The sequence below is a fragment of the Streptomyces sp. NPDC020845 genome (assembly GCF_044334165.1).
GTDB lineage: Bacteria > Actinomycetota > Actinomycetes > Streptomycetales > Streptomycetaceae > Streptomyces.
Genome location: NZ_JBIRSJ010000026.1, coordinates 106,935 through 123,124, shown reverse-complemented (window position 1 = coordinate 123,124; position 16,190 = coordinate 106,935). Strand labels below are relative to the sequence as shown.

The following is a 16,190-nucleotide window of genomic DNA, read 5'->3' as shown; positions in this document are numbered from 1 at the left end:
CCATGGCCGTCGCTGACCAGCCCGCCGCCGCTGACCAGCCAACCTCCGCGGAGCCCACCGTCGTACGGGCGGAGCGCATCGTCAAACGGTTCGGGCCGACCCTGGCCCTGGACCGCGCGCATCTGGCCGTACGGCCGGGGGAGGCCCATGCGCTGGTCGGGCGCAACGGGGCGGGCAAGTCCACGCTGGTGTCCGTGCTGACCGGCATGGAACGCCCCGACGAGGGCACCGTCACCTTCTCGGACGAGCCCGCCCCCGGCTACGGCGACACCGCCGCCTGGCAGCGCAAGGTGGCCTGCGTCTACCAGAAGTCCATGGTGGTGCCCGACCTGACGGTCGCCGAAAACCTCTACCTCGGCCGCTTCCAGGGCACCTCGCGGATCCGCTGGCGCGCGCTGCGCGAGGACGCCCGCGCCCTGCTGGCCGAGTACGGGGTGGACGTCGACCCGCAGACCCGCGCCAAGGACCTCACCGTCGAGCAGGGGCAGTTCGTCGAGATCGCCAGGGCGCTGTCCTTCGGCGCCCGTCTGATCATCCTCGACGAGCCCACCGCGCAGCTCGACGCGGGCGGCATCGAACGGCTCTTCAGCAAGCTGCGCGAACTGCGCCGCCAGGGCGTCGCCTTCCTGTTCATCTCGCACCATCTACAGGAGGTCTACGAACTCTGCGACACCGTCACCGTCTTCCGCGACGCCCGGCACGTGGTGACCGCCCCGGTCGCCGAGCTGCCCAAGGACGAACTGGTCGCGGCGATGACCGGGGACGCCGAGGCCGGGCCGCCCAAGGGGGTGCGGGGCGCGGTGCCCGCGGCCGTACCAGGCGAGGAGGCCGGTCCGGGCGCGGAGCCGGTGCTGCGCACCGAAGCGCTGTCCCGCGCGGGCGAGTTCGACCCACTCGACCTGGTGGTGCGGCCGGGCGAGGTGGTGGGCCTGGCCGGGGCGACGGCCAGCGGCAACACCGCGGTCGGCGAGACCCTGGTGGGGCTGCGCAAGCAGGACGGCGGGCGGGTGGTGGTGCGCGGCCGCGCCGTGCGCCCCGGAAGCGTGCCGCACGCCATCGACGCGGGCATCGGGTACGTACCCGAGGACCGGCACCGCCAGGGCCTGGTCCTGGGCCGTAGCGTCGCCGAGAACGCCACGCTGACGGTGGCCGACCAGCTCGGCCCCTTCGGGACGGTGCTGCCCTCCCGGACCCGGGCCTTCGCCGGCCGCATGATCGCCTCGCTCGACATCAAGACCTCGGGCCCCGGGCAGGTCGTCTCCGGCCTCTCGGGCGGCAACCAGCAGAAGGTCGTCATCGCGCGGGCGCTGGCGCGCGAGCCGAGCGTCCTGGTGGCCATCCGCCCGACCGCCGGCGTGGACGTGAAGTCCAAGGACGCGCTGCTGGGCGTCGTACGGGAGGTGGCGGCGGCCGGCAGCGGCGCGCTGATCGTCTCCGACGAACTGGACGACCTGCGGGTGTGCGACCGCGTTCTGGCGTTCTTCCACGGGCGCGTCGTGGCCGAGTTCGGCAGCGACTGGAGCGACCGCGGGCTGGTAGCCGCGATGGAGGGGATGGCGGGACCGGAGACGGAGCACGGCGCAGAAAGAGCAGAAGGGCCGGCAGGAGACGGCAGAAACCGCGCGTTCAAGGGGAGAGAGGGAAGCCAGTCATGACCGATACCACACGGCAGCGCCCCGCCGAAGTGGTGGCGGCCGGTGAAGCTGCGGCGAGGGCGGGACGGGCACGGCCGAAGATCGACATCGCCCGCTGGCGGGATCTGTCGCTGGTCCCGGTGATCTTCGTGCTGGGCGTGATCGGCTTCATCGTCTCGCCCGCCTTCCTCACCCAGGACAATCTGATCGGCGTCGTCCAGCAGTCCACCGAGCTGGGGCTGCTGGTGCTGGGCGAGGCGCTGATCCTGATCTGCGGGCGGATGGACCTCTCCCTGGAGTCGACCATCGCCGTCGCGCCCGTGATCGCCCTGTGGCTGGTGCTGCCCGCCCACGGCGCCCGGTTCGAGGGCCTGGGCCTGCTGCCCACCTGGACCGCGATCCCGCTGTGCCTGGCCGTCGGCGCCGCGATCGGGGCGGCCAACGGCTTCCTCATCCTCAAACTGCGCGTCAACGGGTTCATCGCCACCCTCGGCATGCTCACCATGCTGCGCGGCCTCCAGGTCGGCGTCGCCGAGGGCCAGTCGATCATCAACGTCCCCGAGTCCTTCCGCTACCTGGGCAAGGCCGACTGGATGGGCGCCCCGGCGGCCGTGTGGATCTGCCTGGGGCTGTACGCGATCGGCGGCCTGGCGCTGGGCTATCTGCGGCACGGGCGCGCGCTGTACGCCATCGGCGGCAACCCGGAGGCCGCCCGCGCGGCAGGCATCCGGGTCGACCGGATCACCTGGATCGTGCTGTCCGTCGGCGGGCTGCTCGCCGCCTTCGCCGGCATCCTCTACACCGGCCACTACGGCTCGGTGGCCGCCACCCAGGGCAACGGCTGGATCTTCCAGGTGTTCGCCGCCGCGGTCATCGGAGGCATCAGCCTCAAGGGCGGGCGCGGCACGCTCTTCGGGGCGCTCACGGGTGTGCTTACGCTGCAGTTGGTGGTCAATGTGATGACGCTCGGCGGCGTACCGCCCCTGTGGAACCAGTTCATCAACGGCTCGATCATCATCGTCGCGCTCATCATCTCCCGCTACGCCAGCGGCGAGAAGCAGGACTGACCAGAAGGACGGGTGACCCATGGCGCAGCCACCTGGGGCCGGAGGGCCGCGCGAGCTCGGGCGCACGGGCGTGTACGTACCGGCGCTCGGGCTCGGCTGCGCGCCCCTGGGCAATCTGTACACGGCCATGCCCGACGAGCGCGCCCTGGCCACCGTCCAGGCCGCATTCGAGGCCGGATGCACCTATATGGACACCGCGCCGCACTATGGGGTCGGCCTGTCGGAGGAGCGCCTTGGCCGCGCGCTGACGGGCCGCGACCGCGCCTCGTACACCGTCTCCACCAAGGTGGGGCGCGCCCTGCGGCCCCGGAAGCCCGGGGAGCCGGTCGACGCCCAGGGGTTTGTCGACACCCCGGACCGCGTCCGCGAGTGGCGGCTGACCCGGGACGGGATCCGCGCCACCCTGGAGTCCTCGCTGGACCGCCTCGGCCTGGAGAGCGTGGACATCGTCTACCTCCACGATGTGGAAAACCACATCCGCGAGGTCTGTGAGACGGCCTTCCCGGCCTTGGCCGAGCTGCGCGACCAGAAGCGCGTACGCGCCATCGGCTTCGGCATGAACCACAGCGATGTGCTCGCCCGGTTCGTGGCCGACCTCGATGTCGACGTGGTGCTGTGCGCCGGCCGCTGGACCCTCCTGGAGCGCACCGCCTACGACGACCTGCTGCCGGCGTGCGAGCGGCGCGGCATCTCCGTGGTGGTCGGCGGCGTCTACAACTCCGGGCTGCTCGCCGACCCGAGCCCGGACGCGCACTACAACTACGAGCGGACGCCCCCCGACATGCTGGAGCGCGCCCGGCAGCTGGCCGCGGTCTGCGGCGAGTTCGGCGTGCCGCTGCGGGCGGCGGCCCTGCGTTTCCCCTTCGGCCACCCGGCCGTGGCCGCGGCGGTCGTCGGCTGCGCCTCGCCCGAGGAGGTGCGGGACAACGCCGAGATGTTCGGCCACGACATCCCGGACGAGCTGTGGCGGGCCCTGGTGGACAGGGGCCTGCTCGACGAGGATGTCCCCCTGCCGATCGCCCGCTGACTGAGCCCACACCGACCGACCGCCTGTTGTCCGACCGCCGACCCGCCGCCGATCCCGAGGAGCGCCCCTCCGTGCCGCGCATCGACGCCCATCACCACCTGTGGGACCTGGACCGCCGCGAACAGCCGTGGATGGACGGCCCCTGGGCCGACCCGATCCGCCGTACGTTCACCCTCGAGGACCTGGAGCCGCACCTCGCCGCGCACGGCGTCGACGCCACCGTCGTCGTCCAGTCCAGCTCCTCGCACGAGGAGACGCTGGAACTCCTCGCCACAGCCGAGGCGTTCGACCGTGTCGCGGGCGTCGTGGGCTGGGCCGACCTCACCGACCCCGGCCTGCCCGATGTGCTCGCGGCCCTGCGCGCCGCGCCCGGCGGCGACCGCCTCGCCGGCCTGCGCCACCAGGTGCAGGACGAGCCGGACCAGCGGTGGCTGGACCGCCCCGACGTCCGCCGGGGGCTGACCCAGTTGGCCGGGGCGGACCTCGCCTACGACCTGCTGGTCACCCCGCGCGAGCTGCCCGCGGCCATCGACGTCGTCCGCGACCTGCCCGAGGTGCGCTTCGTCCTCGACCACGCGGCCAAGCCGCCCGTCGCGAGCGGCGCCCGCGACCCGTGGGACCGGCAGCTGACCGAGCTGGCGGCCCTGCCGAACGTCGTCTGCAAGCTCTCCGGCCTGGTGACCGAGGCCGACTGGGACGGCTGGCAGCCGGAGCAGGTGCTGCCCTATGCCTGGCATGTGCTGGACGCCTTCGGCCCCGACCGGGTGCTCTTCGGGTCCGACTGGCCGGTGTGCACCCTGGCCGCGTCCTACGACCAGGTGGCCGACCTGGCCGGCCGCGCCACGCTCCGCCTCACGGAGGCGGAGCGGGCGGCGGTGTTCGGGGGCACGGCGGTCCGTGCGTACGGCCTGAAGGCATAGCACCGCGTACGGCTTGGACACCCAGGCGCGTACGGCCTGGGTACCCAGGTGCGTACGGCCTGGGTACCGAGGTGCGTACGGCCCGAACGCCCCGTCACAGCGTCGAGCGCAGCCACTGCTCCACGCTCGCGACATGCACCGTCGCCCAGGACCGCGCCGCCTCCGCGTCGCGGTCCCGCAGCGCGCCCAGGATCGCCCGGTGCTCGTGCAGCGTGCGGCTGACCGCGTCCTCCTGGGTCAGTCCGCGCCAGACGCGGGCGCGGGTGGTGGGCCCGGACAGGCCGTCCAGCAGCGAGCACAGCACCGAGTTGCCGGAGGCCTGGACGATGCCCCGGTGGAACTCCAGGTCGCAGGCGACCAGTTCCTCCACCGAGGGCTCCGGCCCGAGCGCGTCGAGCTGCGCGGCCAGCGCGTCGAGCGTGGCGTCGCTGATCCGGGCGCAGGCCTGCGCGGTGGCCGCGGGCTCCAGGATGCGCCGGACCGCGAGGAATTCCAGCACCGTGTCGTCCCGGTGGAAGTCGACGACGAAGCTCAGCGCCTCCAGCAGCAGCTGCGGGTCCAGGCTGGTGACGTACGTACCGTCGCCCTGGCGCACGTCCAGGATCCGGATCAGCGACAGGGCGCGCACCGCCTCGCGCAGCGAGTTGCGGGACAGGCCCAGCTCGGCGGCGAGTTCGCTCTCTTTGGGAAGCCGGTCACCCGGGCGCAGCGCACCCGAGACGATCATGCCTTTGATCTTTTCGATCGCCTCGTCGGTGACCGCCATCATGGACCTCCCCGGGTCAGACATCCGATGTCTGCCTCCATTATGGCGCCTGACGTCGGCTGCTCGTCGACGAGGGCAGCATGGCACGCCGAACGGACCGGCGTCCCCTGCCGGGGTGGACGCCGATCCGCTGGCGATCACATGGGGTTTCGGGCCGTGCTGTACGCGATCAGAAGGTGAACGGACCCGGCGACTGGGCCGAGGTGGCGGTGCAGTTCACCGTGATGAGACCGAAGATCACCAGCTTCAGCGACTTGGCCTCGAGCTTGTCACCAGCGGCGACCGTGCCCTTGAGCGGGCCGGTGGTCACGTCGGAACCGCTCGGCATGGCCGGGTTGGAGTTGCCGGTGAACGTCGTGGTTCCGGAGCCGTTCTTCGACAGGGTCAGCGTGGAGCTGACCGAGCCCGCCGGAACGTCGATGGGCGCCTTGATGGCACCCGAGGACAGGGTGATGGTCGCGGAGGTCCCGCTCTGCGTGGCCGTGAGGGTGGCCTGGCCGGAGCCGTAGGTCCCGCACTCGGCCGAGATTGTCGCGGTGGTCGGGTCGACCGCGTTGGCGGTCGGCGCGAGCGCGAGCGCGCCCATGGCCATTCCCGCTGCTCCCAGTGCCGTGCCGATCCCGAGTTTCATGCGTCTCATGGGATTGCCTTCCGGTGTGGGGGAAGTGCCTGCCTAGCCGCGTCAGTGCTTGTTGCGCTTGTTGCTTGTTGACTTGTTGCGTGGAGCGGCGCACATGAGACACGGCGGGATCCCGGGCGCGCCCGAGGGCGCGTCGCTGCGTACGTGTGCGCGGTGCGGGGGGTGAGATCACGCGGGGCTGCGGCTCGGGCCTCGCGCAGATCGCCACCAGTCCTGACTTGCCGTCAGGCGGGGCGCTGTTATTGATGCGCGAGCCACCGAAGAACGCAAGAGCGATTCATTGATTTTTTACTGGCGAGTCAGTTGGCGCAGTGGCCGAGGGGGAGGCTCCACGGCGGAGCCTCCCCCTCAGACGTACGGGCGTACGGGCGTACGGGGCTACGGGCGACGTACGGGCCGGGCCCGTCAGACCGCGCGGTGGTCCAGCAGCTTCTGGACCCGGGCGCGCACCTCGTCGCCGTCCAGTCCGCGGATCGTCAAGGTGGTGCGGCGGCGCAGCACATCGTCCGCCGTCTGCGCCCACTCGTGGTCGCGGGCGTAGACGACCTGGGCCCAGATCTCCGGCGCGTCCGGGTGGATCCGCTCACCGAGCGCCGGGTCCTCGTTGGCCAGCCGCGCGATGTCGAAGGAGAGCGAACCGTAGTGCGTCGCCAGGTGGCGCGCGGTGTCCGCGGCCATCCGGGGGCCGGGGGTGCCACCGTCCACCAGCAGCCGGTGGGCGACCGCGTGCGGGTTGGCCAGGCCCGGCAGCGGGACGTGCTTGGGCAGCTGGGATATGGGCTCCATATCGTCCGCGAGCGGGTGGCCCGGCAGCTGCGCGAGCTTGTTCATCACGGTGCGGCCGATGTGGCGGAAGGTGGTCCACTTGCCGCCCGCGATGGAGAGCATCCCACCGCGGCCCTCGGTGACGACCGTCTCCCGCTTGGCCTTGGCGGTGTCCCCGGGGCCGCCGGGCAGCACCCGAAGACCGGCGAAGGAGTAGGTGATCAGGTCGCGGGAGAGCTGCTGGTCCCGGATGGAGAAGGCGGCCTCGTCGAGTATCTGGGTGATGTCCTGCTCGTTCACCCGGACATCGGCCGGGTCGCCCTCGTACGCCTCGTCGGTGGTGCCCAGCAGCAGCATGTCCTCCCAGGGGAGGGCGAAGGTGATGCGGTACTTGTCGATCGGGGTCGCCAGCGCCGCGCGCCACGGCGCGGTGCGCTTGAGGACCAGGTGCGCGCCCTTGGAGAGCCGGATGGACGGGGCCGCGTTCGGGTCCTCCATCCTGCGCAGGTGGTCCACCCACGGACCGGTGGCGTTCAGCACCAGACGGGCGTTCACCCCGAACTCGGTCCCGTCCAGGCGGTCCCGGAGCTCCGCGCCGGTGACCCGGCCGTCGGTCTTCCGCAGCCCCACCACCTCGGCGTGGTTGAGCACGGTCGCGCCCGCCTCCACGGCCGCCCGCACCGTCATCAGGGCCATGCGGCTGTCGTTCATCTGGCCGTCGCCGTACACCGCGACCGCCTTGAGGCCGTCGGTGCGCAGCTCGGGGACGTCCCGTGCGGCCTTGTCGGCGCTGATCACATGGCCGACGCCGTCCCGGAAGGCGGAGAGGGCCGAGTACGCGAACACGCCCGCGCCGAGCTTGGCCGCGCCGTGCGGGCCGCCCTTGTAGACCGGCAGGTAGAAGGTGAGCGGATTCGCCAGGTGGGGGGCGACGCTGCGGGAGACCGCGCGCCGCTCGAAGTGATTCTCGGCGACCAGCTTGACCGCGCCGGTCTGCAGATAGCGCAGACCGCCGTGGAGCAGCTTGGAGGAGGCCGAGGAGGTGGCGCCGGCGAAGTCGCCGGCGTCCACCATGGCCACCCGCAGTCCCGACTGCGCCGCGTGCCAGGCAGTGGTGATGCCCAGAATGCCGCCGCCGATCACCAGGAGGTCATGCGTTGCCTTGGACAGCTGTTCCCGGGTTTCGGCGCGGCTCGGAAGCGAGCCGGCAGCCGGGTGCGTCCCTAGGGCCGGGACGCTCTGCAGGGTGGTCATTGCTTACTCCTCGTCTTCGATCCAGCCCATGGTCCGCTCAACGGCCTTGAGCCAGTTCTTGTACTCGCGGTCGCGGATGTCCGCGTCCATACGGGGGGTCCACTCGGCGGCGCGGCGCCAGTTGGCGCGCAGCGCCTCGGTGTCCGGCCAGAAGCCGACGGCCAGACCGGCGGCGTAGGCGGCGCCGAGGCAGGTGGTCTCGGCGACCATCGGCCGCACCACGGGCGCGTCCAGGGCGTCGGAGAGCGTCTGCATCAGCAGGTTGTTGGAGGTCATACCGCCGTCGACCTTGAGCGCGGTGAGCTCCACGCCGGAGTCCTTGGTCATCGCGTCGACGATCTCGCGGGTCTGCCAGGCGGTGGCCTCGAGCACGGCGCGCGCGATGTGGGCCTTGGTGACATAGCGGGTCAGACCCGCGATGACGCCACGCGCGTCGGCCCGCCAGTAGGGGGCGAACAGACCGGAGAAGGCGGGCACGAAGTAGGCGCCGCCGTTGTCCTCGACCGAGCTGGCCAGGGTCTCGATCTCGGCCGCGCTGTTGATCAGCCCCATCTGATCGCGCATCCACTGGACCAGCGAGCCGGTGACGGCGATCGAGCCCTCGAGGGCGTACACCGGCTTCTGGTCGCCGATGCGGTAGCCGACGGTGGTCAGCAGGCCGTTGTACGAGTTGACGGGCTTGCCACCGGTGTTCATCAGCAGGAACGTTCCGGTGCCGTAGGTCGACTTGGCCTCGCCCTCGGAGAAGCAGGTCTGGCCGAAGAGGGCGGCCTGCTGGTCACCGAGCGCGGAGGCCACCGGCACGCCCGCGAGGACGCCCTCGGCGGTGGTCCCGTACACCTCGGCGGAGGAGCGGATCTCGGGCAGCACGGCCGCCGGGATCTCCATCGAGGACAGGATGCGCTCGTCCCAGTCGAGGGTCTGGAGGTTCATCAGCAGCGTGCGGGAGGCGTTGGTGACGTCGGTGACGTGCACGCCTCCGTTGGTGCCGCCGGTGAGGTTCCAGATCACCCACGAGTCCATGGTGCCGAAGAGGATCTCGCCGGCCTCCGCGCGCTCGCGCAGCCCCTCGACGTTGTCGAGCAGCCAGCGGATCTTCGGGCCCGCGAAGTACGAGGCGAGCGGCAGACCGGTCTCCCGGCGGAACCGGTCCTGGCCGACGTTGCGGCCGAGCTCGCGGCACAGGGCGTCGGTGCGGGTGTCCTGCCAGACGATGGCGTTGTGCACCGGCTCGCCGGTGTTCTTGTCCCACAGCAGCGTGGTCTCACGCTGGTTGGTGATGCCGATCGCCTTCACGTCGGCGGCAGTAATGCCGGCCTTGCTGATGGCCCCGGCAACGACTTCCCGGACGTTCTCCCAGATCTCGGTCGCGTTGTGTTCGACCCAGCCGGGCTTGGGGAAGATCTGCTCGTGCTCCTTCTGATCGACCGAGACGATGCGGCCGTCGCGGTCGAAGACGATGCAACGGCTCGAGGTGGTGCCCTGGTCGATGGCCGCGATGAACGGGCCGGTGGAGTGGGTGTCGGTCATGGTGTGCGGCTCTCCTGCGCGTCAAGAGGGGGTGGAATGGGGTTAGGGCTAGGCGAAAGCGATCTCGTAGATGCCGCCGGCGATGGCGCCGCCGATGAGCGGGCCGACGACGGGGATCCAGGCGTAGCCCCAGTCCGAGCCGCCCTTGTTGGGCAGCGGCAGGAGGGCGTGGGCGATACGGGGACCGAGGTCACGGGCCGGGTTGATGGCGTAGCCGGTCGGTCCGCCGAGGGAGAGGCCGATGCCGACCACGACCAGCGAGGTGATCAGCACGCCGATGACGCCCAGGCCGTGGCCGTCCCCGTTCAGACCCTGGGTGAGGATGGCCAGCACCAGGACGGTCGTGGCGATGATCTCGGTGGCCAGGTTCTGCACCGTGTTGCGGATCTCGGGGCCGGTGGAGAAGACACCGAGCACCGGGCCGGCGTCGGACTTCGCCTGGGCGGCGGCCTTGGCCGTGTCCTGGGCGCCGGGGCCGCCGACGATCTCGCGGTCGGTCAGATGGGCCTGGAAGTGGCCCAGGTAGGCGACCCACACCAAGGTGGCCCCGATGATGGCGCCGGTCATCTGGCCGAGCACATAGATCGGCACATCGCTCCACTCGGTGCCGCCCTCGATCGCGAGGCCCAGCGTCACAGCGGGATTGAGATGCGCCCCGGACAGGGGGGCCGAGATATACGCGCCGGTCAGTACGGCGAAGCCCCACCCGAAGGTGATGGCCAGCCACCCCGCGCCGAACGCCTTGGAGCGCTTCAAGACAACGCCGGCGACGACACCACCGCCGAGCAGGATGAGTACGGCGGTACCGATGGTCTCGCCAATGAAGATGTCGGAGCTGGACACCCGCGACTCCTTTGTCCTTCGTCCAGATGGACACCGGGAAGCGCCGTACCACGGGAATCAACCGATGGTCCGCGCCCCCTCGGTGAGGGCTGGTCGGCCCGCGGCGAGTCACACCTTAGCGAATATTGTCGTCAGATGTTCGACAATGCCGACCGACGAACGGCAGTTTTCTGCACGGTGAAGGTTGAGGTCAAGGGTCGTGTGACTGAAAACTCGTATCGGGATGAGCGGGGGTGAACCGACCGATACCGGCCGGTAACTCTCAGAAGCGACTGGCGCCCAAATCGCGGGAAACGGACCGTGCGCAGTCCCGCACCGCGGCGATCAGATCGGAGCGCAGCTCACCCTCCTTGCACACCCGCTCCACCGCTCCGGCGACACCCACCGCGCCCACCGGCATCCGCCGCCGGTTGTGGATCGGGGCGGCGATCGACGCCACGCCCTCCCAGGTCTCCTCCACGTCCGAGCCCCAGCCGCGCGCCCGGGTCAGGTCCAGGACGGACTCGAAGCCCGTCATGGAGGTCACCGTGCGGGGCGTGAACGCCTCGCGCTCGGCCTCGGCCGCCTCGCTGTGCGCCACCGGGTCGTACGCGGACAGCACCTTGCCCAGCGCCGTGGAGTGCAGCGGCTGCATCGCGCCGACCTCCAGCACCTGGCGGCTGTCGTCGGGGCGGAAGACATGGTGGACGATGAGCACGCCCTGCTGGTGCAGCACGCCCAGATACACGCTCTCCCCGCTGGAGCGCGCCAGGTCGTCGGTCCACACCAGGGCGCGGGCGCGCAGCTCGTGCACGTCCAGATAGCTGTTGCCCAGGCGCAGCAGCTCGGCGCCCAGCTGGTAGCGGCCCGACGCCTCGTCCTGCTCGACGAAGCCCTCCTGCTGGAGCGTGCGCAAAATGCCGTGCGCAGTGCCCTTGGCCAGCCCCAGCGACGAGGCGATGTCTGACAGCCCCAGACGGCGCTCGCCCCCGGCGAGCAGACGCAGCATCGCGGCAGCCCGCTCGAGCGACTGGATGGTCCGTGCCATCGCGCACCCCTCCTGACACTACGGTTCGACAATGCTGAACACTATCGGTCCATGCCGACCCCGTGGTACAGCGGGGAAAGGGTAAACGATCACAGACCCTCCGTGGGCGGCGCCCATCCCGCCCCATGCGAGCTGTCCCGTCACGTGGAACACCACTCGCCGAAAGCTCCCCGGCGGCTACTCTGGCTTGGTGCGCCCTCCGCCGAGGAGGGCGCAAAGCCGACAGCCGTCGCACCCAGGGAGCTCACCCATGGCCTCGCATACGCCTACGTCCGCAGCCACCGACCCCGCCGACCGGGTCCGCGCACTCCGCGAGGCCCTCGCCACCCGCGTGGTGGTCGCCGACGGCGCGATGGGGACGATGCTCCAGGCCCAGGACCCCACCCTCGAGGACTTCCAGCAGCTCGAGGGGTGCAACGAAATCCTCAACATCACCCGCCCCGATATCGTCCGCTCGGTCCACACGGAGTACTTCGAGGCCGGCGTCGACTGCGTGGAGACCAACACCTTCGGTGCCAACCACGCCGCGCTGGGGGAGTACGAGATCTCCGACCGGGTCTACGAGCTGTCCGAGGCCGGCGCCCGGGTCGCCCGCGAGGTCGCCGACGGATTCGCGGCCGACGGCCGCCTTCGTTGGGTGCTCGGCTCCATGGGCCCCGGCACCAAACTGCCGACGCTGGGCCACGCCCCGTACACCGTGCTGCGCGACGCCTACCAGGCGAACGCCGAGGGCCTGATCGCCGGCGGCGCCGACGCCCTGCTGGTGGAGACCACCCAGGACCTGCTGCAGACCAAGGCCGCGGTCCTCGGCGCCCGCCGCGCCCTGGACGCCTCGGGCTCCGACGCCCCGGTGATCTGCTCGGTCACGGTGGAGACCACCGGCACCATGCTGCTCGGCTCGGAGATCGGCGCCGCGCTCACCGCGCTGGAGCCGCTGGGCATCGACATGATCGGCCTGAACTGCGCGACCGGCCCGGCCGAGATGAGCGAGCACCTGCGCTATCTGGCCCGCCACTCCCGTATCCCGCTGTCCTGTATGCCGAACGCCGGCCTGCCGGTGCTGGGCAAGGACGGGGCGCACTACCCCCTCACCCCGGGCGAGCTGGCCGACGCCCAGGAGACCTTTGTGCGCGAGTACGGGATGTCGCTGGTCGGCGGCTGCTGCGGCACCACGCCCGAGCATCTGCGCCAGGTCGTGGAGCGGGTCCGCGAGCTGACCCCCACCGAGCGCAGCCCGCGCCCCGAGCCCGGCGCCGCCTCCCTCTACCAGACCGTGCCGTTCCGCCAGGACACCTCGTATCTGGCGATCGGCGAGCGGACCAACGCCAACGGTTCGAAGAAGTTCCGCGAGGCCATGCTGGAGGGCCGCTGGGACGACTGCGTGGAGATGGCCCGCGAGCAGATCCGCGAGGGCGCCCACCTGCTCGACCTGTGCGTGGACTACGTCGGCCGGGACGGCGTCGCCGACATGGAGGAACTGGCCGGCCGCTTCGCCACCGCCTCCACCCTCCCCATCGTGCTGGACTCCACCGAGGTCGACGTCATCCGCGCCGGCCTGGAGAGGCTGGGCGGCCGCGCGGTCATCAACTCCGTCAACTACGAGGACGGCGACGGCCCCGACTCGCGCTTCGCCAAGGTCACCCGGCTGGCCCAGGAGCACGGCGCCGCGCTGATCGCGCTGACCATCGACGAGGAGGGCCAGGCCCGCACCCCGCAGAAGAAGGTCGAGATCGCCCAGCGGCTGATCGCCGATCTGACCGGCAACTGGGGCATCCACGAGTCGGACATCCTCATCGACACCCTGACCTTCACCATCTGCACCGGCCAGGAGGAGTCCCGCAAGGACGGCGTCGCCACCATCGAGGCGATCCGCGAGCTCAAGCGCCGCCACCCGGATGTGCAGACCACGCTGGGCCTGTCGAACATCTCCTTCGGCCTCAACCCGGCCGCCCGCATCCTGCTCAACTCCGTCTTCCTCGACGAATGCGTCAAGGCGGGCCTCGACTCGGCGATCGTGCACGCCTCCAAGATCCTGCCGATCGCCCGCTTCGACGAGGAGCAGGTCACCACCGCCCTCGACCTGATCTACGACCGCCGCAGCGAGGGTTACGACCCGCTGCAGAAGCTGATGGCGCTGTTCGAGGGCGCCACCGCCAAGTCCCTCAAGGCCGGCAAGGCCGAGGAGCTGGCCGCCCTGCCGCTGGAGGAGCGCCTCAAGCGCCGCATCATCGACGGCGAGCGCAACGGCCTGGAGGCCGACCTGGACGAGGCCCTGCGAGAGCGGCCCGCCCTGGACATCGTCAACGAAACCCTGCTGGACGGCATGAAGGTCGTCGGCGACCTCTTCGGCTCCGGGCAGATGCAGCTGCCGTTCGTCCTCCAGTCCGCCGAGGTGATGAAGACCGCGGTGGCCCATCTGGAGCCGCATATGGAGAAGTCCGAGGACAGCGACGGGGCGGGCAAGGGCACCATCGTGCTCGCCACAGTCCGCGGCGATGTCCACGACATCGGCAAGAACCTCGTCGACATCATCCTGTCCAACAACGGCTACAACGTGGTCAACCTGGGCATCAAGCAGCCGGTCTCGGCCATTTTGGACGCCGCGCAGGAGCACCGCGCCGATGTGATCGGAATGTCCGGGCTGCTGGTGAAGTCCACGGTGATCATGAAGGAGAACCTGGAGGAGCTGAACCAGCGCAAGCTGGCCGCCGAATACCCCGTCATCCTCGGCGGGGCGGCGCTGACCCGGGCGTATGTCGAACAGGACCTGCACGAGATCTACGAGGGCGAGGTCCGCTACGCCCGCGACGCCTTCGAGGGCCTGCGGCTGATGGACGCGCTGGTCGCCGTCAAGCGCGGTGTACCGGGCGCGACCCTGCCCGAGCTCAAGCAGCGCCGGGTCCCCAAGCGCGCGGCGGCCGTCGAGGTGGCGACGCCCCCCGAGGATCTGGCGGGGCCGGTCCGCTCCGACGTGGCCACCGACAACCCGGTGCCCACCCCGCCCTTCTGGGGCAGTCGCGTGGTCAAGGGCATCCAGCAGGCGGACTACGCGTCCTGGCTGGACGAGGGCGCGCTGTTCAAGGGCCAGTGGGGCCTCAAGCAGGCCCGTACCGGCGAGGGGCCGAGCTATGAGGAGCTGGTGGAGACCGAAGGCCGGCCGCGGCTGCGGGGCTGGCTCGACAAGCTGCACACCGAGAACCTGCTGGAGGCGGCCGTCGTCTACGGCTACTACCGGTGTGTGTCCAAGGGCGACGACCTGGTCCTGCTGGGCGAGGACGGCAGCGAGCTGACCCGCTTCACCTTCCCGCGCCAGCGGCGCGGTCGGCGGCTGTGCCTGGCGGACTTCTTCCGCCCGGAGGAGTCCGGCGAGACCGATGTGGTCGGGCTCCAGGTCGTCACCGTCGGCTCGAAGATCGGTGAGGCCACCGCCGAGCTGTTCGCCGCCGACTCCTACCGCGACTACCTCGAGCTCCACGGGCTGTCCGTGCAGCTGGCGGAGGCGCTTGCCGAGTACTGGCACGCCCGCGTCCGCGCCGAGCTGGGCTTCGCGTCCGAGGACCCCGCGGACGTCACCGACATGTTCGACCTCAAGTACCGCGGCGCACGCTTCTCCCTGGGCTACGGGGCCTGCCCCGACCTGGAGGACCGCGCGAAGATCGCCGACCTGCTGCGCCCGGAGCGGATCGGGGTCAAGCTCTCGGAGGAGTTCCAGCTGCACCCCGAGCAGTCCACCGACGCGATCGTCATCCACCACCCGGAAGCCAAGTACTTCAACGCACGGTAACGGACCCGTCGCGTTCCGCGGCGTTCGGCGGGAAGCCGTCGGGCGCCGCGCGGCGGGCCGTCGTACACTGGTCGATCCGGTAGAGGCCGGTCGTCTTCCGCATCGTGAGAACCGCGAAAACCGCGAAACCAGCGAAAACCGCGAGACTCACGAGAACCGCGGAAGACGGCCGGCCTCCGTGCCCCTCTCCCGGAGGTGATCGGATGACCAGCAGCATCCCCGCCGTCGACCCTCGTACGGCCGAAGGCTCCGCTCTGCAAGCCGTCCTGCTCGACATGGACGGCACCCTGGTCGACACCGAGGGCATCTGGTGGGACACGGAGGTCTCCATCTTCGCCGAGCTCGGCCACGCGCTCGCCGAGGAGTACCGCGAGGTGGTCGTCGGCGGCCCCATGACCCGCAGCGCCTCCTTCCTGATCCAGGCCACCGGCGCGGACATCGCGCTCGCCGAGCTGACCGGGCTGCTGAACAGCCGCTTCACCGAGCTGATCGACGGCACCGTGCCGCTGCTCCCGGGCGCCCGCAGGCTGCTCACCGAGCTGGTTGCGCACGGCGTGCCCACCGCGCTGGTCTCGGCCTCCCACCGGCGGGTGATGGAGTCGGTGCTGCGCTCGATCGGCCCGGAGCACTTCGCGCTCACGGTCGCGGGCGACGACATCGGCCGGACCAAGCCGCACCCGGACCCTTATCTCTTCGCCGCCGCGGGGCTGGGCGCGGACCCGGCGCGCTGTGTGGTGGTGGAGGACACGGTGACCGGCGTGACGGCGGCCGAGGCGGCCGGATGCCAGGTGGTGGCCGTGCCGTCGCTGGCGATGATCGAGCCTGCCGTGGGGCGTACCGTCGTCGGCTCGCTGGAAGAAGTCGACGTCCCGTTTTTGCGCACTCTGATCACCGGAATGCACTGATCGCGCACCGAGCGTATTTCGGTTAGGA

Annotated in this window: 12 protein-coding genes; 6 read left to right on the top strand and 6 right to left on the bottom strand. The window is 70.9% G+C overall.

Annotated features, from left to right (window positions below; genetic code table 11):
* The first annotated feature begins 2 nt into the window (after positions 1–2).
* The 4 genes from ACH4U7_RS47845 to ACH4U7_RS47830 all read left to right on the top strand — a co-directional run bounded on the left by ACH4U7_RS47845 (position 3) and on the right by ACH4U7_RS47830 (position 4,648).
* Entirely contained in the window at positions 3–1,655 is a 1,653-nt protein-coding gene (locus ACH4U7_RS47845; RefSeq protein WP_398534025.1) for a sugar ABC transporter ATP-binding protein, read from the top strand.
* Positions 1,652–2,701, top strand: a complete 1,050-nt coding sequence (locus ACH4U7_RS47840; protein WP_398534024.1) for an ABC transporter permease — start codon at positions 1,652–1,654, stop codon at positions 2,699–2,701. Before ACH4U7_RS47845 ends, ACH4U7_RS47840 begins: the two co-directional genes overlap by 4 nt.
* Before the next feature lie 19 nt (positions 2,702–2,720).
* Positions 2,721–3,728 (top strand): aldo/keto reductase, encoded by a 1,008-nt coding sequence (locus ACH4U7_RS47835; RefSeq protein WP_398534023.1) that lies wholly within the window; start codon positions 2,721–2,723, stop codon positions 3,726–3,728.
* Between the two features lie 71 nt (positions 3,729–3,799).
* Positions 3,800–4,648, top strand: coding sequence for an amidohydrolase family protein (locus ACH4U7_RS47830; protein ID WP_398534041.1), 849 nt, complete (start codon positions 3,800–3,802; stop codon positions 4,646–4,648).
* 94 nt (positions 4,649–4,742) lie between these two features.
* Here the strand turns inward: ACH4U7_RS47830 and ACH4U7_RS47825 are convergent, their stop codons facing one another.
* The 6 genes from ACH4U7_RS47825 to ACH4U7_RS47800 all read right to left on the bottom strand — a co-directional run bounded on the left by ACH4U7_RS47825 (position 4,743) and on the right by ACH4U7_RS47800 (position 11,473).
* Positions 4,743–5,414: a FadR/GntR family transcriptional regulator gene (locus ACH4U7_RS47825; protein ID WP_014181029.1), complete on the bottom strand. Its 672-nt coding sequence runs from the start codon at positions 5,412–5,414 to the stop codon at positions 4,743–4,745.
* A 169-nt stretch (positions 5,415–5,583) separates the two neighbouring features.
* Positions 5,584–6,054, bottom strand: a complete 471-nt coding sequence (locus tag ACH4U7_RS47820) for a hypothetical protein (protein WP_398534022.1) — start codon at positions 6,052–6,054, stop codon at positions 5,584–5,586.
* A gap of 405 nt (positions 6,055–6,459) precedes the next feature.
* A complete protein-coding gene (locus ACH4U7_RS47815) occupies positions 6,460–8,073 on the bottom strand; it encodes an FAD-dependent oxidoreductase (RefSeq protein WP_398534021.1) in 1,614 nt (537 codons plus the stop codon).
* A 3-nt stretch (positions 8,074–8,076) separates the two neighbouring features.
* The gene (gene glpK, locus ACH4U7_RS47810) at positions 8,077–9,603 is read right to left on the bottom strand and encodes a glycerol kinase GlpK (protein ID WP_398534020.1); all 1,527 of its coding nucleotides are present in this window, start codon (positions 9,601–9,603) and stop codon (positions 8,077–8,079) included.
* Positions 9,604–9,651: 48 nt separating this feature from the next.
* Positions 9,652–10,446, bottom strand: a complete 795-nt coding sequence (locus ACH4U7_RS47805) for an MIP/aquaporin family protein (RefSeq protein WP_398534019.1) — start codon at positions 10,444–10,446, stop codon at positions 9,652–9,654.
* Positions 10,447–10,708: 262 nt separating this feature from the next.
* Positions 10,709–11,473, bottom strand: a complete 765-nt coding sequence (locus ACH4U7_RS47800) for an IclR family transcriptional regulator (protein WP_398534018.1) — start codon at positions 11,471–11,473, stop codon at positions 10,709–10,711.
* A gap of 250 nt (positions 11,474–11,723) precedes the next feature.
* Between ACH4U7_RS47800 and metH the strand changes: the two genes are divergently transcribed.
* Complete coding sequence (gene metH, locus ACH4U7_RS47795; protein WP_398534017.1) at positions 11,724–15,257, top strand: methionine synthase; 3,534 nt, start codon at positions 11,724–11,726, stop codon at positions 15,255–15,257.
* A 203-nt stretch (positions 15,258–15,460) separates the two neighbouring features.
* Positions 15,461–16,162 (top strand): HAD family hydrolase, encoded by a 702-nt coding sequence (locus tag ACH4U7_RS47790; protein ID WP_398534016.1) that lies wholly within the window; start codon positions 15,461–15,463, stop codon positions 16,160–16,162.
* Positions 16,163–16,190: the final 28 nt, after the last annotated feature.